Source organism: Collinsella sp. An7, assembly GCF_002159335.1.
Lineage (GTDB): Bacteria > Actinomycetota > Coriobacteriia > Coriobacteriales > Coriobacteriaceae > Coprousia.
Genome location: NZ_NFHP01000004.1, coordinates 123,492 through 145,016, shown reverse-complemented (window position 1 = coordinate 145,016; position 21,525 = coordinate 123,492). Strand labels below are relative to the sequence as shown.

The 21,525-nt window shown below is 66.9% G+C and carries 16 protein-coding genes, 1 pseudogene and 1 riboswitch; of the genes and pseudogenes, 8 read left to right on the top strand and 9 right to left on the bottom strand.

Features of this window, described 5'->3' with window-relative positions; genetic code table 11:
• Positions 1-63 precede the first annotated feature (63 nt).
• From B5G20_RS10560 to ilvD, 5 genes and pseudogenes are all read right to left on the bottom strand, one after another.
• A pseudogene (locus B5G20_RS10560) lies at positions 64-276 on the bottom strand (IS30 family transposase); the annotation flags it as partial.
• A 564-nt stretch (positions 277-840) separates the two neighbouring features.
• Positions 841-1,836, bottom strand: a complete 996-nt coding sequence (ilvC, locus tag B5G20_RS06120; RefSeq protein WP_087355913.1) for a ketol-acid reductoisomerase — start codon at positions 1,834-1,836, stop codon at positions 841-843.
• Positions 1,837-2,180: 344 nt separating this feature from the next.
• The gene (ilvN, locus tag B5G20_RS06115) at positions 2,181-2,654 is read right to left on the bottom strand and encodes an acetolactate synthase small subunit (protein WP_087355912.1); all 474 of its coding nucleotides are present in this window, start codon (positions 2,652-2,654) and stop codon (positions 2,181-2,183) included.
• A complete protein-coding gene (gene ilvB / locus B5G20_RS06110) occupies positions 2,651-4,846 on the bottom strand; it encodes a biosynthetic-type acetolactate synthase large subunit (RefSeq protein WP_239286900.1) in 2,196 nt (731 codons plus the stop codon). Before ilvB ends, ilvN begins: the two co-directional genes overlap by 4 nt.
• The gene (gene ilvD, locus B5G20_RS06105; protein WP_087355911.1) at positions 4,843-6,507 is read right to left on the bottom strand and encodes a dihydroxy-acid dehydratase; all 1,665 of its coding nucleotides are present in this window, start codon (positions 6,505-6,507) and stop codon (positions 4,843-4,845) included. The genes ilvB and ilvD overlap by 4 nt, the downstream gene beginning before the upstream one ends.
• A 678-nt stretch (positions 6,508-7,185) precedes the next feature.
• Positions 7,186-7,311, top strand: a riboswitch (TPP riboswitch).
• On the opposite strand from ilvD, the gene thiC reads away from it, so the two are divergent.
• The 3 genes from thiC (at position 7,272) to B5G20_RS06090 (ending at position 10,561) form a co-directional block, all read left to right on the top strand.
• Positions 7,272-8,672 carry a phosphomethylpyrimidine synthase ThiC gene (gene thiC / locus B5G20_RS06100; protein ID WP_239286899.1) on the top strand — a complete coding sequence of 467 codons (1,401 nt, stop codon included), beginning with the start codon at positions 7,272-7,274 and terminating at the stop codon, positions 8,670-8,672. Its footprint overlaps the riboswitch before it by 40 nt.
• Before the next feature lie 227 nt (positions 8,673-8,899).
• Positions 8,900-9,718: a bifunctional hydroxymethylpyrimidine kinase/phosphomethylpyrimidine kinase gene (gene thiD, locus B5G20_RS06095; protein WP_087355909.1), complete on the top strand. Its 819-nt coding sequence runs from the start codon at positions 8,900-8,902 to the stop codon at positions 9,716-9,718.
• 252 nt (positions 9,719-9,970) lie between these two features.
• On the top strand, positions 9,971-10,561 hold the full coding sequence (locus B5G20_RS06090) for a DUF308 domain-containing protein (protein ID WP_087355908.1): 591 nt from the start codon (positions 9,971-9,973) through the stop codon (positions 10,559-10,561).
• A gap of 315 nt (positions 10,562-10,876) precedes the next feature.
• Here the strand turns inward: B5G20_RS06090 and B5G20_RS06085 are convergent, their stop codons facing one another.
• Positions 10,877-11,800, bottom strand: coding sequence for a TIGR02452 family protein (locus tag B5G20_RS06085; RefSeq protein ID WP_087355907.1), 924 nt, complete (start codon positions 11,798-11,800; stop codon positions 10,877-10,879).
• 343 nt (positions 11,801-12,143) lie between these two features.
• Positions 12,144-12,839 carry a TIGR00730 family Rossman fold protein gene (locus B5G20_RS06080; protein WP_087356029.1) on the bottom strand — a complete coding sequence of 232 codons (696 nt, stop codon included), beginning with the start codon at positions 12,837-12,839 and terminating at the stop codon, positions 12,144-12,146.
• Positions 12,840-13,155: 316 nt separating this feature from the next.
• Between B5G20_RS06080 and B5G20_RS06075 the strand changes: the two genes are divergently transcribed.
• Complete coding sequence (locus B5G20_RS06075; RefSeq protein ID WP_087355906.1) at positions 13,156-13,944, top strand: helix-turn-helix transcriptional regulator; 789 nt, start codon at positions 13,156-13,158, stop codon at positions 13,942-13,944.
• Here the strand turns inward: B5G20_RS06075 and B5G20_RS06070 are convergent.
• Together B5G20_RS06070 and tgt are read right to left on the bottom strand one after the other, a co-directional pair.
• Positions 13,887-15,371, bottom strand: coding sequence for a DUF2252 domain-containing protein (locus B5G20_RS06070; RefSeq protein ID WP_204207690.1), 1,485 nt, complete (start codon positions 15,369-15,371; stop codon positions 13,887-13,889). The genes B5G20_RS06075 and B5G20_RS06070 overlap by 58 nt on opposite strands.
• Positions 15,338-16,477 (bottom strand): tRNA guanosine(34) transglycosylase Tgt, encoded by a 1,140-nt coding sequence (tgt, locus tag B5G20_RS06065; RefSeq protein ID WP_087355904.1) that lies wholly within the window; start codon positions 16,475-16,477, stop codon positions 15,338-15,340. Before tgt ends, B5G20_RS06070 begins: the two co-directional genes overlap by 34 nt.
• Before the next feature lie 681 nt (positions 16,478-17,158).
• Between tgt and B5G20_RS06060 the strand changes: the two genes are divergently transcribed.
• The 4 genes from B5G20_RS06060 (at position 17,159) to B5G20_RS06045 (ending at position 21,444) form a co-directional block, all read left to right on the top strand.
• The gene (locus tag B5G20_RS06060) at positions 17,159-17,731 is read left to right on the top strand and encodes a hypothetical protein (RefSeq protein WP_087355903.1); all 573 of its coding nucleotides are present in this window, start codon (positions 17,159-17,161) and stop codon (positions 17,729-17,731) included.
• A gap of 106 nt (positions 17,732-17,837) precedes the next feature.
• Entirely contained in the window at positions 17,838-19,610 is a 1,773-nt protein-coding gene (locus B5G20_RS06055) for an energy-coupling factor transporter ATPase (RefSeq protein WP_087355902.1), read from the top strand.
• Positions 19,603-20,349: an energy-coupling factor transporter transmembrane component T gene (locus B5G20_RS06050; RefSeq protein ID WP_087355901.1), complete on the top strand. Its 747-nt coding sequence runs from the start codon at positions 19,603-19,605 to the stop codon at positions 20,347-20,349. The genes B5G20_RS06055 and B5G20_RS06050 overlap by 8 nt, the downstream gene beginning before the upstream one ends.
• Positions 20,350-20,454: 105 nt before the next feature.
• The gene (locus B5G20_RS06045) at positions 20,455-21,444 is read left to right on the top strand and encodes an RsmB/NOP family class I SAM-dependent RNA methyltransferase (protein ID WP_087355900.1); all 990 of its coding nucleotides are present in this window, start codon (positions 20,455-20,457) and stop codon (positions 21,442-21,444) included.
• Positions 21,445-21,525: the final 81 nt, after the last annotated feature.

The window sequence follows — 21,525 nt, the reverse complement described above, 5'->3', positions numbered from 1 at the left end:
CAGGTTCGTGCTTCCTAGACACCTGATTCCTGGGTCGACTGCCTCATAAACCGCCTTAGTTTTTCAGAGCAAGTGCAACGCCACCGAGTGGTAGACCTCATAGGGCGTCCTCCAGCCCAGGCGCTCGCGCGGCCTTCGGTTCAGCTCATCGAACACCATCGCGACCTCCTCGTCCGTCACCGCGCCGAGGTCGCAGCGCTTCGGGAAGTACTGCCGCAGCAGTCCGTTGGTGTTCTCGTTGGCGCCGCGCTGCCACGGGTGGTGCGGCAGGCAGAAACAGCGCTCGGCGCCGACGGCCTCGGTGAACCGGGCGCGCGCGGAGAACTCCCCCGACGCCGTCGACTTGTCCCGGCCGATCGCGCGGGCGATCTCGCAGACGCCCTCCCCTGCCTGCAGAGGCACATGACGTCCTCGCGCTCCTCGATGGCAAGATGGCTGTACCGGCCCATGGCTGCCTCCTGATGATGCTGTCGTCGCAAGCACCATCGTGTCAGGGCGCCGTGGGCCGACCCCGTTCGAAGCCGTCGCACTTGGAATGAAAAGACTAAGGGGCAAAGGTGATGCCAACTATCGATGTGATGCTTTTGAGGTAACCTCATATCGCAAAAGGGGAACGTTACGGCAGCAAACCACCTGTAATGAAAAGGCGGGGCACCCCCAAGGGGATACCCCGCAGGTTCAAGATCGCAGGCTGCATTCCACATCATACCTGCAATCTGGTTTAGGGCGAATGGGATCACGGTGAGCCGTGCCGCGATCGCAAAACGCGGCCGGCCCGCCCCTGCCTGACCATACCGAAGCCGCAGGCCATGGCCAGCCTAACCGCGCCGTGGCCGCAAGCTACTTCTTGATCCAGCTGAACATCGAGCGGATCTTCTCGCCGACCTTCTCGATCTCGTGGTCGTTGATCTTCTCGCGCTCCTCGAGCAGCTTCTTGTGGCCGTTGTTGCAATCGTCGACGAACTCCTGCGCAAACGAGCCGTCCTGGATGCGCTCGAGGATCACCTTCATGGCCGCGCGGCTCTCCTGGTTGATGATCTTGGGACCGGCGTAGTACTCGCCGTACTCGGCGGTGTTGGAGATGGAGTAGTTCATAAAGTGGATGCCGCTCTCGTACATGAGGTCCACGATCATCTTCATCTCGTGATAGCACTCGAAGTAGGCGAGCTCGGGCGGATACCCCGCCTCGGTGAGGGTCTCGAAGCCGGCCTTCACGAGCTCCACGAGGCCGCCGCAGAGCACGGCCTGCTCGCCAAAGAGGTCCTCTTCGGTCTCCTCCTTAAAGGTGGCCTTGATGATGCCCGAGCGGGCGCCGCCCACGCCCCAGCAGTACGCGAGCGCGATGTCCCACGCGTTGCCCGTGGCGTCCTGCTGCACGCAGGCCAGGTCGGGCACGCCGGAACCCTCGGTAAACTGGCGGCGCACGATGTGGCCCGGGCCCTTGGGCGCGCACATGATGACGTTGACGTCCTCGGGCGGCACGATGTAGCCGTAGTGGATGTTAAAGCCATGGGCGAAGGCGAGCGTGTTGCCGGGCTTGAGGTGCGCCTTGATGTGCTCCTCGTAGACCTTGGGCTGAGTCTCGTCGGGAACGAGCATCATGATGAGGTCGGCCTCCTCGGCGGCCTGGTCCATCGTGGTGACCTTGAGGCCCGCCTCCTCGGCCTTGGCCCAGCTCTTGGAGCCCTCGCGCAGGCCGACGCGCACGTCGCAACCCGAGTCCATGAGGTTGAGCGCGTGGGCGTGCCCCTGGCTGCCGTAGCCGATGACGGCGATCTTCATGTTCTGGATCACCTCGGGCTTGCAGTCCTGCTCGTAGTAGATCGTAACGGCCATTTTCTTCTCCTAACTGTTGACCTTACTGCTATGTTTACCGGCCACATCTGGTACCCCACCTTGCCCTTCAAGCGTCGGGCATCGCCAAAAGGCGCATGCCCTTCCGCTTTCAGGGCAATCTGGGGCACCAGCTGCGGCCCTTGGTAACCGAACTGTCTGACAAAGTCCCCAAGAACCATGTCAGGTCGGGCGCGAATGGGTCAGATGGAACACGTCCCCAACTGACCCTTTTGTCCCGCCCGGACTCCCCAGGTGCCGCAGATTGGCCCAAAAGAGGAGGGAGGGCGCCTTACGGGCGCCGACCGACGATTGAGGGCCAAGGTGCGGCGCCCGGGAAGGCCGGGTCAGCTGCGCGACATGGCGATCTTGCCCGTCCTCGTGAGCTGCCTGATGCCGTAGCCACGGAAGAGCCCTTCCATGGCATCGAGCTTGCTCTGGGTACCCGTCGCCTCCACGGTGAGGGTGTTCTTGCCCACGTCGACCACCTTGGCGCGGAAGATGTTGGCGATCTCGATAATCTCGTGCCGGCGATCGGGCGGGGCCATGACCTTAAAGAGCACGAGCTCGCGCTCGATGGCGTCCTCGTGGGTCATGTCCGAGATCTTGTAGACCGAGACGAGCTTATGGAGCTGCTTGGTGAGCTGCTCATAGGCCACCTCGTCGGCGTCGACGATGATCGTCATGCGGCTCATCGAGACGTCCTCGGTGGGGGCCACGGCGAGCGAATCGATGTTGAACCCGCGACGGCTGATGAGCCCCGTCACGCGGCTGAGCACGCCGGGCTTGTTCTCTACGAGCACCGAGAGGATGTACTTCATCGGGCGTCGCCTCCCTTCGCGGCCCCATCTTCCCCGGCGGCCGTCTCCCCCATCGGCTGCGGGCGCGCCTCGGCGCCCATGGGGCCCGCGCCCATGCGGACGGCCCCGCCGGTGCGCAGGGCGCCGTCGGTTGCAGCGGTGAGCGGCAGCGGCTCCGCCACCGTGCCCGCCGTCTCGCCCGCCGGGCTCATGCCCTTCTCGGTAACGCGGACACCGCCGAGCGTCACGTCGATGGCGCCGATGATGTCGTCGATCGCCGCACCGGGCGCGACCATCGGGTAGACGGTCTGGGCCGTGGGGATCACCACGTCGAGAAGGTAGGGGCCCTCGGCGGCGAGCATACGGTCGAGCGCTGCGTCCACCTCGTCGGGATGGCTGATCCGCTCGGCGCCCCAACCGTAGGCCTCGGCGAGCTTGACGAAGTCGGGGTTGGCCGTGAACTCGGTGCAGCTGTAGCGCTCGTGGTAGAAGAGCCGCTGCCACTGGTGCACCATGCCGAGCGCGTTGTTATCGATGAGGAGCACCTTCACGGCCACGCCGTTACCGATGGCCGTGGCCATCTCCTGGATGTTCATCTGGATGGATCCGTCGCCCGCGATGCAGACCACCTGCGCGCCCGGCCGGCCGATCTTGGCGCCGATCGCCGCGGGAAAGCCAAAGCCCATGGTCCCCAGGCCGCCCGAGGAGATGAACGTCCGAGACTCCTCGCGGTGGATGTGCTGGTGGGCCCACATCTGATGCTGGCCCACCTCGGTGGTCACCACGCTCGCGTGCGGGTCGAGCTTGGCCGAAAGCGCCTCGAGCACCTGCTCGGGGGCGATGCGATCGGGATAGTCGGCAAAGTCCTCGATGTAGAACGGCCAGCGGTCGCGCCATTCAAAAACCGTCTCGACCCACGGGGCGTCGACGGGCTCGGCGCCCAGGCGGTCGAGCCGTTCGTTGATGGCACTCACCACGTTGCGTGCGTCGCCCACGATGGGAACCTGCGGGTCGCGGACCTTGCCGATCTCGGCTGGGTCGATGTCGATGTGGATAATCTTGGCGTGCGGGGCAAACTCGCTGAGCTTGCCCGTCACGCGGTCGGAGAAGCGCGCCCCGATGGCGATGATGAGGTCGGCCTCGGTCACGGCGAGGTTTGCGTATTTGGAGCCGTGCATGCCGACGGGCCCCAGGTTGAGCCGGTTGGAGCAGGGCACAGCCGCCTTGCCGATGAGTGTCGTGACCACGGGGATCTGCATCTTCTCGGCAAGCTCCACCACCTCGGCGCAGGCGTGGCTCGTCACCACGCCGCCGCCGGCCATGATGAGCGGCCGCTCGCTCGCGCGGATGAGCTCGACCGCCTGCTTGACCTGCTTGGCGTTGCCGCGGTACGTGGGTCGGTAGCTCGGGATATCGACCTGGTCGGGATAGTGGAAGACCATCTGCTCACCGGCGAGGTCGGACGGGATGTCGATGAGGACCGGACCCGGGCGCCCCGTGCTCGCGATGTAGAACGCCTCGCGGAAGGTGCGGGTGAGGTCGTCGTTGGACTGCAGCAAAAAGCTGTGCTTCACCACGGGCATGGTGATGCCCACGATATCGGCCTCCTGGAAGGCGTCGGTGCCGATGACCCCGCGCGTTACCTGCCCGGTAATCACCACGAGCGGCACGGAGTCCATGTAGGCCGTGGCAATGCCCGTGACGGTGTTGGTGGCGCCCGGGCCGCTCGTCACGATCACCACGCCCACCTTGCCCGTGGCGCGCGCGTAGCCGTCAGCCTCGTGCACCGCGGCCTGCTCGTGACGAGCGAGGATGTGGCGGATCTTGGTGGAGTCGTAGAGCGCGTCGTAGATCTTGATGGCCTGACCGCCGGGGTAGCCAAAGATCGTGTCGACGCCCTCGGCCTCGAGCGAGGCGATGATCGCCTCGGCGCCGGTCATGGTGCGACCCTCCTTCTCGGTGCGGCTGCCCGGGCCGAAGGGCCTGCCCGAGAAGGCGAGCTCCTTGAGCGCGAGGCGCTCCTCGCGGGTGGTGCCGTCTCCCTTGCCGTCCGGCCGCGCCACCGCAGAGGAGCAGAGGTGCTGGCGGATGTCGTCGGGCATGTCGGACGTGCGCGGGCTGCCGGCGAGCGGGGCGCCGCCGGGCGCCGGGGCAGGCGTCGCGGGCGCCGCTGGCTCAGCGCCTGCCGAGGTCTGAGTCCGATCGTTCATCATTGCAGATACGCCCCCTTATCGGCCGAGGTCACGAGCTTGGCGTAGCGTGCGAGTACGCCACGGGTGTACTTGGGCGCGGGCGGCTGCCACGCGGCGCGGCGACGGGCAAGCTCGTCGTCGGTAACCTCGAGCTCGAGCGTGCCCGCCTCGATGTCGATGGAGATGCGGTCGCCCTCCTCCACGAGCGCGATGGGACCGCCCGCTGCCGCCTCGGGCGAGACGTGGCCGATGCACGGGCCCTTGCTCGCGCCCGAGAAGCGCCCGTCGGTGATGAGCGCCACAGAGTGATCGAGCCCCATGCCGCAGATGGCCGAGGTGGGCGTGAGCATCTCGCGCATGCCCGGGCCGCCGGCCGGCCCTTCGTAGCGGATGACCACCACGTCGCCCGGGTGGATCTTGCCGCCGAAGATGGCCTCGCACGCCGCCTCCTCGCTATCAAAGACGCGCGCCGTGCCCGTGAAGCGCCACATGTCGCTCGCCACGGCCGAGCGCTTGACCACCGCGCGGTCGGGCGCGAGGTTGCCGTGCATGACCTTGAGACCACCCGTGGGCGAGTAGGCGTCCGCCACCTCGCGCACGATCTCGCCGTCGGCCGCAGGGCACGCCGCGACCCACTCGGCCACGGTGCCGTGGCAGGTGAGGGCATCGCCACGCAAAAGCCCCGCGCGTCCGAGCACGCCCACGATGGCCGGGATGCCGCCCACGGCGTTGAGGTCCTCGATGTGGAGCGGGCCCGCCGGCGCGATGCGCACGATGTTGGGCGTCTTGGAGCTGACCTCGTCCCAGTCGTCCATCGAGATGTCGCAGCCCGCTTCGTGGGCGATGGCCGTGAGGTGGAGCATGGTGTTGGTGGAGCCGCCGAAGGCCATGTCGAGCACCATGCCGTTGTAGACGGAGGCCTCGTTGAGGATGTCAAGGGCGGTGATGCCGCGCTCGACGAGCTCCATGACCTTCATGCCCGTCTTCTTGGCAAGGCGGATGCGCTCGGCGTACACCGCGGGGACGGTGCCGTTGCCCGGCAGAGCCAAGCCCAGCGCCTCAGCGAGGCAGCAGATGGAGTTCGCGGTGAACATGCCCGAGCAACTGCCGCAGGTGGGGCAGGCCGTGTTCTCGAGCCAGGCGCACTCCTCCTCGGTCATAGTGCCCGCCGTAACCTGCCCCACCGCGTCAAAGAGCGTGTTGAGGTCGGTCTGGTGGCCGCACTTGTCGCGGCCGGCGAGCATGGGGCCGCCCGAGACGAGCATGGTGGGAATGTTGAGCCGCGCCGCCGCCATGAGCATGCCGGGCACGATCTTGTCGCAGCTGGGGATGAGCACCATCGCGTCAAACTGGTGCCCCTGGATGGCGCACTCCACCGAGTCGGCGATGACCTCGCGACTCGTGAGCGAGTAGTGCATGCCCTCGTGGTTCATGGCGATGCCGTCGCACACGCCGATGGTGTTGACCTGGAGCGGCGTGCCGCCGGCCATGCGCACGCCCGCCTTGACGGCGTCGGCGATCTGCTGGAGGTGAATGTGGCCGGGGATGACCTCGTTCTGCGCCGAGACCACGGCGACGAGCGGGCGCTCGAGCTCCTCATCGGTGAGTCCGTCGGCTTTGAGCAGGCTCCGGTGCGGTGCCCGCGCCAGCCCCTTCTTGATGGCATCGCTTCGCATGCGCATCGCCCTCGCTTCCTTGGCGTCTATCTGGTACGCGTCAGGAAATGCGCTGGCGACGGGCTTGCCGTCCTCGCGATGCCCGTAACGGGGGCTCCGGCGCGGCGTGGGCGCAGGCGCGGGTGGGGGTCTCCCGCCTCGTCGCTCCCCGGGGCGATGGTTGTTGCCCCGGCGCCGCGCGGTGGTCGCATTCCGACGTGGTGGCCGGCGATGCGGAGGCGCGGCGTGCGCGTTCAGCCGAGCTGCTCGAGGGTATGTTCCCCACCGGCCGCCGCGGGTTCTCACACTCCCCCGCTCGCTGTGGCACGGCCGTCAGGTACTCGCCCTGTCAACGCATTTGCTGAGTTGTGCCAGTATGCCGTCGGCTGCGGCATCGGCGGACGGAGCGCACGCGGCGGAAACAGAACGGAAACCCGGACTCCGGCGAACGGTAGCATCTGACCCACGGGCGGTCGTGATGCGGGCAGCCGGCCGGCGCGGGTTGCATCGCCGCGGTCCGAAGCGCCTCGTGACGTCCCGGGGCACCGAGCTGAGCGCCGAGCCGCGCCGCCCGCAACCCGGTGCCGCCCTCTTCAGGCTCGCCGCCTGCGCCCTCGGCAAGGTACGAAATGGGTCAAACGGAACACGTCCCCAAATGACCCACGCCCTGCCGGCTCCGGGCGTGCGCCGAGCGCCTATAATGGTGCGCGACATACGGGGAGCTTGCAGGAGCGCGCGGCGCGACGGCAGGCTGAGAGGGGGCGCGCCCGCCCCGACCCGAGGAACCTGATATGGGTAATACCAGCGAAGGGAGCTTGCGCATGGACGCGCCGACCACCTACACCACCCCTAACCTCGGCTCCACCGGGCCCGACGGCAAGAAGCTCATCACCCAGATGGACTTCGCCCGCGCGGGCATCGTCACCCCCGCCATGGCACACGTCGCCGAGCGCGAGAAGCGCGACCCGGAGTTCATCCGCGCGGGCGTGGCAGCCGGGCGTATCGCCATCCCCGCCAACATCCGCCACCTCGAGCAGGGGCTCGAGCCCCGCGGTGTGGGCGAGGGCCTCTCCACCAAGGTCAACGTCAACCTCGGCATCTCGGGTGACGTGGCCGACGCCGATGTGGAGTGGGAGAAGGTGCACACCGCCGAGCGGTTTGGCGCCGACGCCATCATGGACCTCTCCAACTCGGGCAAGACGCGCTTCTTCCGCCAGGAGCTCGTGCAGAAGAGCCCGCTCATGATCGGCACCGTCCCCATGTATGACGCCATCGGCTACATGGAAAAGCCGCTCGTCAAGCTCACCGTCGACGACCTGCTGGAGGTCACGCGCGCCCACGCCGAGGACGGCGTGGACTTTCTGACCATCCACTGCGGCATCAACAAGTCGGTGGTCAAGACCTTTAAAGAGACCGGCCGCCTGATGAACATCGTCTCGCGCGGCGGGTCGCTGCTCTTTGGCTGGATGGAGGTCACCGGCAACGAGAACCCGTTCTTTGAGTTCTACGACGAGATCCTCAAGATCTGCCACGAGTTTGACGTGACCATCTCGCTCGGCGACTCCTGCCGCCCGGGCTGCCTCTACGACGCAAACGACGCCGTGGAGACCGCCGAGATGATCGAGCTTGGCAAGCTCACCCGCCGCGCCTGGGACGCCGGCGTGCAGGTGATGATCGAGGGGCCGGGCCACATGCCCATCAACGAGATCGAGGCAAATGTCCGCCTCGAGAAGAGCCTCTGCCACGGCGCCCCCTATTATGTGCTGGGCCCGCTCGTGACCGACATCGGCGTGGGCTACGACCACATCACCGCTGCCATCGGCGGAGCCATTTCGGCGTCTGCCGGTGCCGACTTCCTCTGCTACGTCACACCCGCCGAGCACCTGTGCCTGCCCGACGCCAAGGACGTTCTCGACGGCCTCATCGCCACGAAAATCGCCGCGCACGCCGCCGATATCGCCAAGGGCGTGCCCGGCGCGCGCAACGTCGACGACCGCATGGGCGACGCACGCCGTCGCCTCGCCTGGGACGAGATGTGGCAGTATGCGCTCGACCCGGTAACAAGTCGCGCGCGCTACGAGGCCTCGCCCGCCTCGACCGAGGGTACCTGCACCATGTGCGGCAAGATGTGCGCAGTGCGCACGGTCAACAAAGTGTTTGAGGGCACGACGATCGACCTGGACGCCGAGTAGGCAACCGGGACCGTCCGCGTCCCGCCCCATGCCTCCTCTGCTCAAACAGGCCTCGGCCCCCGCGCGCCGCGCGGGGGCCTGCGGAACTCGCCGGATGGAGAATCTGGGGACGGGTGCGTTTTTCTCGCTTTTGGGAAAAACGCACCCGTCCCCGGATTCTCAGTTGGTATGCAAGGGCGGCAGACGGGGTACGTAGAGCTGCGACACCTGCAGAAAGGATGACCGCCATGCAGACCAAGACCATCCCCGCCGTCCTCTCCATCGCCGGATCAGACTCGAGCGGCGGCGCCGGCATCCAGGCCGACATCAAGACCATCACGGCGCACCGTCTCTTTGCCGAGACCGCCGTCACCTCGCTCACCGCCCAGAACACCACGGGCGTGCGCGCTGTGCAGGATGCGACGCCCGCCTTCGTCGCCGCGCAGATCGACGCCGTCTTTGAGGACATCCCGCCCGCGGCCGTTAAGATCGGCATGGTCTCGCAGGCGGGCATCATCGAGGCGATCGCCGAGCGCCTCGAACACTGGGAGGCTCCCAACATCGTGGTCGACCCGGTGATGGTGGCAACCTCTGGGGCGCGGCTCATCTCGGACGATGCGATGGACGCCCTGGTAAACCGGCTCTTCCCGCTCGCCACGGTCATCACCCCCAACATCGAGGAGGCTCGCGCCCTCGGCGACGGGCGCGAGGTTGCCACCGCGCATGATCAGGAGCGCCTCGCCGCCGACCTCGCCCAGCGATTTGGCTGCGCCGTGCTGCTCAAGGGCGGCCACAACGTCAACGACGCCAACGACGTCTTGGCGGTGCCCAATGCAAACCGCAAGGCCAACGCACACACCACGTGGTTCCGCCACAAGCGAATCGAGACCGAAAACACCCACGGCACGGGTTGCACGCTCTCCTCGGCCATCGCCTGCGAACTCGCAACCGGGCACGAACTCGTGGACGCCGTGTCGCTCGCCAAGGACTACCTCACGGGGGCCCTCGCGGCCGGGCTCGACCTCGGGCACGGCTCCGGCCCGCTCGACCACATGTGGGGCTACTAGAGCGCCCGGGCGGCGACCCGCCGAGTCGGCATCCGCCCTCGCGCAGACCGCCGCTCCCGACACTCCGGACAACATGCCGCGCCGCCGGCGCCGCGCACAGGGCGCCCGCGGCGCACACGCCACGCCAATAGTGAACATCCACTTAAGATGGGCGCTCCTCCGTTGGCGCTCCCCCAAACGGGTAGAAAAGAGGTACCCCACACGCTCCCCGACTGGACAGAGGTTGGGGAGCATTTGTTATAAGGAGCGCCTATGTCACCCTACGATCAGAATCACGACTACGTCAGCGACTACGTCGACCAGTGGAACCAGAGCGTCAAGCGATCCAAGGCGGGGATGATCATCCTCGGCATCGCGCTCATCATCGTGGGACTCGCTGCCGCGTTTGCACCGTACAGCATGTACGGGGTGATCCAGGGCATCGTCGCCGCGGTGCTGATCGTGCACGGCGTGAGCCAGGTGGTGACCTACTTCCAGACGCCGGAGTTCTTCCGCGCGGGGACGGTCCTCGCCTCGGGCATCCTCAACGCGGTCCTCGGCGTGCTCTTCCTGCTGCTGCCGGCCACCTTTACCGCGGGCACGCTCGTCTTTCTGCTCTCCTTCCTGCTCATCATGACCGGCATTGAGCGCCTGACGTTCTCGCGCCAGATGAGCTACTACGGCATCCCCACCTCCTCGATGGGCGGCGCGATGGGCGTACTCAACATCATCCTCGGCGTGGTCTTTCTGTTCACGCCCCTGATGACGAGCGTCGTGCTGAGCTACCTCATCGCCGCGTACCTTATCGTGGCGGGCATCACGCTCATCGCGGAGGGCATCGCGATCAAGAAGATCGAGCGCTAACAAATCAACCAGGCAGCAACGAGAGTTTTGGTTTGGGCCCGGCGGAACTTGCCTTGGTGTGCAAGCTCTGCCGGGTCCGTGGCAAGATATAACAATAACGAGCGCAATGCGGCAGCTTGTAACAATAAGGGAGCATTTTGACCCTCTTATCGTTACAAACTGCCGCATGTTGCAAAGCGCTGCAGTCGCACCTCGACGACCTCGACAAAGACGGGCGCCGGGTGCCTGACGGAGAAGCCTCCCTCAGGCACCCGGCGCCCGTTGTCTCTGCCGCGCGCTGCGGCACTCGGGCGGGCCGCGCGGCGCGCGGAGTTCTTACAGGTACTTCCGCCAGTCGTCGTCCTCGTCGTCATCGTCGGCGGCAGCGGATGCCTCGGCTGCCCGGGCGGCATCGGCCGCGGCGCGAGCCTCGGCATAGCTCTCCTCCGGTGCCTCGGGAAACGCCGAGAACCCGTGCCGGAACACAGCGAGGTTGTCGTCGTAGCGCGTCTCGGGGATGGCGAAGATCGCCTGCTTGACCCCGTGCGCCCCGCTCGTGAGCTCCTCGCGGAAGAGCTCGACCACCAGCTCGGCGTCCCAGCCAAAGACGCCGCACCCGTAGGCCCCGAGCACGACCTTCTCGCGCCCGAGCGCGTCTGCGATGCCCAGCACGAAGCGGATGCGGCTGCGCATGGCATCGGTGAGCGCGTCCTCGGCCACATGGTAGTCCGTCCGGGCACGCGCGGCGTTGGGCGCAGCCGCCACGATAACGTCGGCATACGCATGCATCTTGCCGCGCTCAAAGCGCACCGCGGGCACCACGAGCGCACGGTCGCGGTAGAGCTCGCAGTTGATGTTGCGCCGGCGGTTCTCCTGGTACCAGTCGCGCTGGCCGTCGAGCACGTTGTAGAGGTACGACTCGGTGCAGAGCGCCTCCTCCTGCGCCAAGCCACCGCGAATGTAGCCGCCGCCCGGGTTGACGAACGAGGCAAAGTCGAGGACCGCCAGATCGCAGAACTGCGCGTAGCCGCGCCCGTGCTCGAGGATGGCGGCAACGCTGTCCTGCGCCACGACGGTGACCTCCGGCATCACGGGGTCGGCCACCTTGGCCGTCGGCACGCCCTCGTAGCGCGTCACGCCCGCGCTCGAGCGCTCGATATCCTTTGCCAGCCGCTGGGCGACCTCGGCCGTATGCCGCTCCGCCGCCTGCCGCCGCGCCTCGCGCCGCGGGTTCTGTCTCCGACCGTTCTCCTTGGGCATGTCAACCGCCTCTCCTCGCGTCACATACTGCTATTCATCCTAGGTCAACCGGATCGGACCAGCCGCCAGAATTCGGCGGTTGGGAAGGCGACGAGCGCTTAACGCACGGGACGAGCGACGTGGAATCGATGCCGAACAGTTGAAGACGACGGGCGGCCACGCAGTCCTCAGGGCCGGTACGCCTGCCGGCGCGGGCGGTTCATGGATGGGCGTTTGCAGACGCGCTCACAGGCGGGTTCACTGCTCCAGCGTCTTAGCAGAACATGCCGGCAGAACGTCGAGCAATGAACCCGTTCGTGAACCGGGTGAGTGAGTCGCCCAAAGGTGCCAAGCGTCTACTCCCCTACGCCTCAATTGCGCTCGTCGCCACAGCGACGGCCTCGGACACGTCGTCGGTGATGGAGACGAGCTTGGGGTCGAGGTCCGAGATCATCCCCTCGCCCCGCACCACCTCGTCCAACCAAGTAAAGAGGCCGTGCCAGTACGCAGTGCCCACAAGCGCCACGGGAATGCGCGTAACCTTATGCGTCTGGACGAGCGTGAGGAGCTCAAAGAGCTCATCGAGCGTGCCGAAGCCACCGGGAAAGGCGATGGCGCCCGCGGAGTATTTGACGAACATCGTCTTGCGCACAAAGAAGTACCGAAAGCTCATGCCGAGGTTGACCCAGCGGTTGAGCTCCTGCTCGCGCGGGAGCTCTATCCCGAGTCCCACCGAGACACCGCCGCGCTCCGCGGCGCCGCGGTTGGCGGCCTCCATGATACCGGGGCCACCGCCTGTGATGGTGGCGATGCCGCGCTCGGCAAGCAGCGCGCCGGCTTCGCGGGCGGCGGCGTACATGGGGTCGTCCGACTGCGTGCGCGCCGAGCCGAAGATGACGACCGCGGGGCCCACCTCGGCGAGCGCGCCGAAGCCGTCCACGAACTCCGCCTGGATCCGCAGCACCCGCCAGGGGTCCATGTGCAGCCAGTCGGTCGATTTCTCCGGGGCGAGCAGGTTGGCGTACGTGTTGTCGGTGGGGATCATGCGGCCGCGCATCATCACGGGACCGCGGTAGTAGGTGCGCTCCCCCACCCCCTCGTTTACGCTCCCGTCCTCGGGCGGGCCGGGCGCATGCAGATCGCTATCAGAACTCACAGGTGCTCCCCTCGACAAGTGGTGAACGCAGCGCTCACCTTCATCGCGCCATGATGTTTTATCCTACCCAGCATCCCCGCACAGCCGCGTAAGCACGCAGAAAAGAATCTGCCAGCCAGGCAAATCCCCGCTGCAAAAGATGTTTTGCAGCACTCGCAGCGATCCCTCGGGTAAGCTCAGGTATGAAAGCGCATGACGCGTTGGGAGAAAGGCAGTTGCGATGAAAGAGAACAACGACCGTCGATGCGACGGCCGCGCCCGCATCGCCCCACTTTCCGAGGAGATTGCGCGGCGCATCAAGGCGCATCGTCAAACGTTGGGCATGAGCCAGGAGGCGTTCGCCCGCCGGCTCGCCGTGACGCGCCAGACGGTCAGCAACTGGGAATGCGCACGCACCATCCCCGACGCCGTCTCGATTCAGTACATCGCACGCGTCTGCGGTGTAACGGTCAGCGAGCTCCTTGGTGAGGACGAGAGGCGCGCACGCACCCGTGCCCTCGCTTCGCGCCGCGAGCTTGCACTGGTCATGGGGATCGTTCTGGGGATCCAAATCGTGACCATGGTCGCAAACGGCATTGAGCTCAACTCCTCAGGCTCGCTCTCCCCTCACTCCTTTGGCACCTTTCGCCTCGGCGCTCTTGCCCTCGGGGCGCTCTGGATGCTGCATATCGCGCGGCGGGAAGGGCTCACCACCATCCGCCAGATGATCGACTTCGCAAGCCTCGCCTCGCGCAAACCGGGAGGCCCGTGCGACAAGGTCCTGCGCTTTATAGGCCGGTGGTTCTGGACCATCTGGTTCGCTATGGCTGCCGTCACCTACTCTGTCGGATGTGTCCTCGGCATGGCCGGAGGAACAGCAGAGGCGACGAGCCTTATCGGCCCTGCATTCTTGCTGCTTGTAGGGACGATTCCGTTCACCTGGGAATACTCGGTAAACAGAGGCCGGAGCCGTCACTCCACCGCACAGGGTAGCTCGCCTGACGCAATCAACTCGCAGAACAGACGATAATCCGCCTCGTTCTGATCCGCGTAAGCGTGGGCGAAGTCGGCGAGCGCGTCGGCAAACGCATCCTCCGCGGCGCGTAGCTCTTTCTTGGGAAGTCCGTAGCCCGTATACGCCGCAATGGCAACACCGTCGCCCGTGCGCGCGTGCGCATGCGCAAGGGCCCAGGCGCAGAGGCGCGCCGTCGAATGCAACCCTTCCACGCCGATACCCTCGAGATCAATCGACCCCTTGCCGTTCCAGAGCTGTCGCACGTAGTAGTCGCGGTGCTCGCCGAGCGGGTTCTCGACGCTCGTCCAGCCTAGTAGAATGTCCGCCGTTGATTGGATCAGGCGCTGGCCCTCGACCACGCGCTCACCGGCGCTCGCAAACCCCGCGGGACGCCAGAAACGCTCCACAACCGAGGTCTGCGCCTCTTTGACCTGCATAACCAAGGGATCGTCGGCGTCCTTGCCCGCGAGCAGCACCGCCCATGCGCGCGTGCCGACGCTTCCCACGCCCACGACCTTTTGCGCCGCATCCTGGTAACGGTAGCGGTTGAGCAGAAAGCGCCGGTCGTAGGAGAGGCTGTCGAAGTAGCGGCGCATAAGAACCATGAGCGCGTGGGAGAGCTCCACGGTATCGCGGTAGCCGTGGTGCTCGGAGAGCGGCACGAGCTCGGGCGGACGCATCTCAAAGCGAAGCCTTCCGCCCTCGACGCGCGCAAGCTTCTCCACGGCACGAGCGCTGTTCTTGGAACGCGCCTTCTCCATGGCCCGACGAAGCGTCCGGCTCTCTTTGCCGCTCATCTCGTCCTCAAAATGAGCGACCACCTCATCAAGGTCGAGGTGGGCATGCCATACATCGAGCTCCCCCATCTCGGCAAAGTCGGCCATCGCTTGCGCATAGGCCTTGGCGCAGGCGCGCACGGCAACGCGGCGGTCGTGGCGCGAGAAGCCGCGCGCGCGGCCGCAGATCTCGATGCTCGCCGCAAGACGGCAGACGTCCCACTCCCAGGGACCCGGCGCCGTCTCGTCGAAGTCGTTGATATCAAAGACCAGGTGGCGTGTGGGGCTCAAGAACATGCCGAAGTTGGCGATATGCGCGTCACCCACCGCCTGCACCTCGATGCCGGTGACGGGGCGCGTGGCAAGGTCGCTTGCCATGATGATCGCCGAGCCGCGGAAGAACGCAAAGGCAGAGGCGCTCATGCGGCCGTAGCGTATGGGGATGAGGTCCGCCACGCGCGTAGCAGACTGTTCCTCAAGCAGTGCGATGGCCGAAGCGCCGTCCTGACGGAGACCCCACGACGCGAGCGCCTCGATAGGGCAGCGTGAAGCCGCCAGTCTGCCGCGCGCCACGCGCTCCTCACGCGTCCCGCGGTCACGGCGATCGGGCGACACCCGTGGCGCGGCGCCCATTAGTAATCCGCCGCCGCGGGCGAGTCCATCCAAGCGCGAACGAACTCCCCATAGGTACCCGCGATGATGGCCTCGCGCGCCTCGCGCATGAGGTCGAGCAGGTAGTAGATGTTGTGCATCGAGAGCAAGATGCCGCCCAGCATCTCCTTGACCGTCACCATGTGGCGGATGTGCGCGCGGCTGTAGCCGCCCGTGCAAACCGGGCAGGTGCACTTCTCGTCGATGGGGCGCGGGTCGCGCGCAAACTTGGCGTTGCGGAAGTTCAGGCGCCCCTCGCTCGAGAACGCCGTGCCCATGCGCCCCGTGCGCGTGGGCAGCACGCAGTCGAACATGTCGATGCCGCAGGCCACGCCGCGCACGAGCGTGGTGGGGTTGCCCACACCCATGAGGTAGCGAGGCTTGGTGCGCGGCATGTACTCCGCGGCGAGCGGCTCGAGCGTCTCGAACATGATCTCGTGGCTCTCGCCCACCGAGTACCCGCCGATGCCGTATCCCGGGAAGTCACCCATCTCCTCGAGGCGCTGGAGGCTTTTCAGACGCAGGTCCATGTGCATACCGCCCTGTACGATGCCAAAGAGCGCCTGGTCGGGGCGGGTGTGAGCCTTGTAGCAGCGCTCTGCCCACCGGCTGGAGAGCTCGGTCGACTTCTCCACGTCGCGGCGCTCGACGGGGTAGCCGATGCACTGGTCGAGCTGCATGCAGATGTCGCTCCCCAGCTTCTGCGCGATGGCCATGTTGTCCTCGGGCGTCCAGAACACGTGGGAGCCGTCGTAGTCGGTTGCGATGAAGCGCACACCCTCGTTGGTGAGCTTGACGGCGTCGGAGTGGCTGAACACCTGAAAGCCGCCGGAGTCGGTGAGGATGGGTCCGTGCCAGTTCATGAACTGATGCAGGCCGCCCATCTCAGCAACGAGGTCGGCACCAGGGCGCATGGCCAGGTGATAGGTGTTGGAGAGCACGATCTGCGCGCCCAAGTCGCGCACCGTCTCCCACGGGATGCCCTTGACCGTGGCCTTGGTTCCCACGGGCATGAAGATAGGCGTCTCGATGTCGCCGTGCGGCGTGTGCAGCACACCGGCGCGGGCGTGCGTCTTGGGGTCCTCGGCAACGATGTCGTAGCGGAAGAGCGTCTGATCCATGGAGCGGTCCTTTGCGAGTTGAGGCTGAGCGCGGCGGCGTCTGCCCCGCGGGCGGGTGCGACCGGGAGCCGTCGGTCGTCCCATTATCGCCGAGTGCCCGGGCCAAGCGTGCGACATGCGCCCATCACCGCAGGAACTCCGTCCCCGGCCTGCTGCAGACCGGGCTGCAACCGAACACGCTGGAAGAACGACCTGGCACCGCGCCCGCCGCCTTTGACGGGCCCTGCCCCATCTCCGGCGGGCTGCCGAACAGGCCCAATCGGCAAGCGAGCCAACCCTGCCGCCCCCCGCGCCGCAGCCGCTCGACAGCGCGCGCCGTAACACGGCCGAAATCTTTACCCCTGCGCGCCGTCCGGCCCCGGGGCTGTGCTATAGTCTGCCGCAACAGATTGGGATGCCCGCATCCCCCGATTGCACGAAAGGAGCCACCAGCCATGAAGAACGCTAACCTTGCCCTCAACAACTGGTGGTGGCGTGATGTGAACTCGGCCGGTCAACGGTGAGCCCCTCGCGCTAGCTCTTTTTGCTCAGCCAAGGCCCCCGGGTTGACCGGGGGCCTTTTTTTGTTTTGCGGCTCCCCGGCATCTATCACCGGCAAACGCGTCCGCATCACGCGCCTCCGCCCCTCGCCGCTCGCACGCGGCACCCCCCCCAGACACGCCATCCCGAAAGGAACCCATCATGTCGCAGAACACCACCGCCGCCCAGCCCCGCACTGTCTCGACCGTCGACCGCGGCAAGCTCGACATCAAGGCCCTCGTCCTCCTCGCCGTCCTCCTCGCCGCCGGCTTCATCCTCAACTTCACCGTCGGCCGCGCCATCTCGGCCATCTCCGGCGGCATGATCAGCCCCGAGTTCATCATCTCGGCCTTCTGCCTCACCATCCTCGTCGTCCGGCCCAACCTCCTCCAGGCGCTCATCATCGGCCTCGTCTCGGCCGCCGTCATCCAGATCACCACGACGCTGCCCGGAGCTGACTTTGTGGCCGAGGGTGTGGCCGCCGTGCTCATGGCGCTCATCGTCAACGCCGGCATGAAGACCCCCGCCAAGTCCGTCATCCCCATCGTCGGCACCTTTGTGACGACCTTTGTCTCGGGCTTTATCTTCATGCTCATCCGCATGGCGCTCATGCAGTTTGATATGGCCATCGCCGCCGCCATGCTGCCTGTGGTCGCGCTCACCGCCGTCTTTAACGCCGTCCTCGTAGGTGCGCTCTACCTGCCCATCAAGAAGGCCCTCAAGCTCGCCGACTAACCCAAAACCTGCACCCAGACGGACCGGTCCTTCGCAAGGGGCCGGCCCGTCTGCGTCACCGGCCAACGGCCTCACGCTCTATCCGCCCCGACCAGAAGGCTCGCCCATGTCCAACATCATCGAGCTCAACGACGTCTCGTTCTCGTACGCGCCGGGCGCGCCCCGCGCCCTCAGCCACGTTACGCTCGACATCCCCACCGGCTCGTTCACCGGCATCATCGGCCCCTCGGGCGCCGGCAAGTCGACCCTCGCCAACGTGCTCTGCGGCGCCATCCCGCACCACTTTACCGGCGAGCTCTTTGGGGCCACCTACGTGGACGGGCAGGACACCTGCGAGATCACCCTCACCGATATCGCGCGCATCATCGGACACGTCAACCAGGATATCGATGCGCAGATGGTGGCCTCGGTGGTGGAGGACGAGCTGCTCTTTGGACTCGAGAACTTTGGCGTGCCGCACCAGCACATCGAGAAGTTCATCACCGCCGCGCTCGACGCCGTGGGCATCGCCGACCTGCGCGACCGCGAGATCGCCACGCTCTCGGGCGGGCAGAAGCAGAAGGTCGCCATCGCCGCGATCCTTGCGCTCGCGCCGCGCGTGCTCGTGATGGACGAGCCCACCGCCGCGCTCGACCCCGTGAGTTCGCGGATGGTCTTTGAGGTGCTCCGCGACCTCAACCGCGACGAGGGCATCACCGTGGTGGTCATCGAGCAAAAGGTCGCGCTGCTCTCTGAGTTCTGCGACCGCATCGTGGTGATGGACGGCGGCAGGACCGTGCTCTCGGGCACGCCGCACGAGGTCTTTGGGCACGCGGAGGAGCTCCGCGAGATCGGCGTCGACAGCCCGCGCACGGCGCGCATCTCCAACAGCCTCGCCGCCGCGGGCCTCTGCCCCGCCGAGCCACCGGCGCTCAGCGTGGACGAGGCGGCCGGGCTCGTCGAGGGGATCTTGCGGGAACAGGGGACGCGTATCGCAGGCAGCGTACGCACCGCCGAGGCGCCCGCTCCGGCGGCGCCCACCACACCCGCCCCACGTCCGCACGCCGCAGGCGCCGAGCCCGTCCTCACCTTCCGCGGCGTCTCGTTTGCCTACCCCGGCGGCGGCGCCTCGGTCAACAACCTCGAGCTCACCGTCTATCCCGGGGAGCTCGTGGGCGTCATCGGCCAGAACGGCGCGGGCAAGACCACCGCGACCAAGCTCGTCAACGGCCTGCTCAAGCCCGCCTCGGGCACGGTGACCGTGGCGGGCCTCGACACCCGGACCGCCCCCGTCTCGCGCATCGCCCGGCACGTGGCAACGCTCTTTCAGAACCCCGACCGGCAACTCTGCAAAAACACGGTCCTCGACGAGGTTGCCTTTGGCCTCGAGCTGGCCGGCATCGACCGCGCCGAGGCGCGCCGCCGTGCCGAGCGCGTGATTGAGCGCTTTGGCCTCCCCGCGGAGGAGTCGCCCTTCTCGCTCTCGCGCGGGCAGCGGCAGATGGTCGCGCTCGCCTCGGTGGTGGTGGTCGAGCCCGACATCGTGGTACTCGACGAGCCCACGAGCGGCCTCGACTACCGCGAGTGCATGACCGTTATGGAGACGGTGCGAGAGATGGCCGAGCACGGGTGCGCCGTCATCATGGTCTGCCACGACATGGAGGTTGTCTCGGACTTTGCCGAGCGCTTGGCGGTGATGGCCGACGGCTGCATCCTCGGCGCCGGCGCCACGCGCGACATCTTTGCCGACGCGGCCCTCATGGAGCGCGCCCGCGTAGCGCCGCCGCAGGTCACCGCCCTGGCCGAGCGCCTCACTCGAGAGGCAAGCCCCGCGTTCGCGCACGCGAGCGAGGTCGCCGATGTTGTTCGGACCGTAAAGGAGCTGGTCAACCGTGCTTAACGTCATCGACTACATCCCCGGCACCACGGTGCTCCACCGGCTCAACCCCGTAACCAAGGTCGCGCTCGCGGCGTCCATCATCGCAGCGACCTTCCTCGCCGACAGCTACGCCGCGCTCATCGCCCTGCTTGCGCTCACGCTCGTGCTCGGCATCTACGCGGGCAGCGGCTCCCGGCTGCTGTCGCTGCTCAAAGTGCTCGTCCCCGTAGCCGCGCTCATGCTCGCTTTGCAGGCAATCTTTGTGCGCCGCGGAACGCCCGTGTTGTTCTTTGCGACCGACGAGGGGCTCATCTCGGGCAGCAAGGCGTGCCTGCGGCTTTTGGGCGTGGCGCTGCCGCTCGTGCTCATGCTCACCGTGACCAAGCTCACCGACCTTGCCAACGCGTGCGTTGAGCACCTGCATATCCCCTACAAGTACGCCTTTACCTTTACCACCGCCCTGCGCTTTGTGCCGGTCTTTACCCAAGAGATGAACGCCATCATGGAGGCGCAGACGGCCCGCGGAGTGGAGTTTGATACCAAGAACCCCTTTAAGAAGCTCACGCTCATGCTGCCCGTGTGCGTGCCGCTGCTCGTGACCTCGGTGGGAAAGACCGACGCCACGGCCCTTGCGGCCGAGGAGCGCGGCTTTTACCTGCGCACACGCGAGAGCAGCTACAAGCGCTATCCCTTTGCCGCGCGCGACGCGGTGGTCGCGGTGTGCTGCGTGGCGCTCATCGCGTTTGGCCTGGTGCTGTAGGCGGGTGGCGACAGGCGCTCTCGCCTGACGCGCGGCGGCACCGCGCCGCGGACGGGCGGGCGGCTCTGCTACCATGCTGGAAGCATCCGCATGGGAAGGACCGCTATGGACGAACCCCGCACCGCCCCCATCCTGCCGTCGATTCTAGAAGAGGCACTCGCCCAGCGTTTTGACGCCGACGCCGCAGCGCGCATCCGCGCCGGGCTCGCCGCTGCCTGCGAGCGGCCCGTGACGCTCCGCGCCAACACGCTCCGGGCCACGCGCGACGAGGTGGCCGAGGCGCTCAGCCAGGCCGGCATCTCATGGGAGACCGTCCCCTGGTACGCAGATGCGTTTGTGTTGACCAACGTGCGCGAGCACGCCGTGTGGGACCTGTCCATTTACCAAGAAGGCAAAGTCTACCTGCAGAGCCTCTCGTCCATGCTGCCGCCGCTCGCGCTCGGTCCGCGCGACGGCGCGGACATCCTCGACATGTGCGCCGCACCCGGCGGCAAGACCACCGAGCTCGCCGCCCTCGCCCCGGCCGCCCACCTCACCGCCTGCGAGATGAACGCGCCGCGCGCGGAGAAGCTCGCCTACAACCTTGAGAAGCTCGGCGTGCGCGGTGCCAACGTCATGCGCGTCGACGCTCGGCAGCTCGACGAGTTCTTCTCGTTCGATCAGATTCTGCTCGATGCTCCCTGCACCGGCACGGGTACGCTCCGTGTCGGCGACGAGCGCGCGGCGGCACGCGTAACGCCCAAGCTCCTCGCTAAGGTCACGCGCTCGCAACGCTCCCTCCTCGACCGGGCGCTCACCGTGCTCAAACCCGGTGGAGAGCTCGTCTACTCCACCTGCTCGGTGCTCCCGCAAGAGAACGAGGAGCAGGTCGAGGCTGCCCTCAAACGGCATCGCGACTGCTCGATCGTACCGCTTGCGGGCGCGCTCCCCGAGGACGCCCCGACCCGCCCGGCAACGGCAGAGGCCCTGGCCCGCGCCGCCGAGGATGGGGCGCTCCCGCTCTTGCCCAACGGTCTGCCCGGCACGCTCACCATCTGCCCCACCCGCGACTACGAGGGCTTCTACCTCGCCAAGATCAGAAAGGCCGCGCGTTAGGGAGGCGCCGATCAAAATCGCGCGCGCCCCGTGGCGGTCGCCCTACTGTGCGCGGCGGAGTCCGGTCGGTTGCGCCGATGC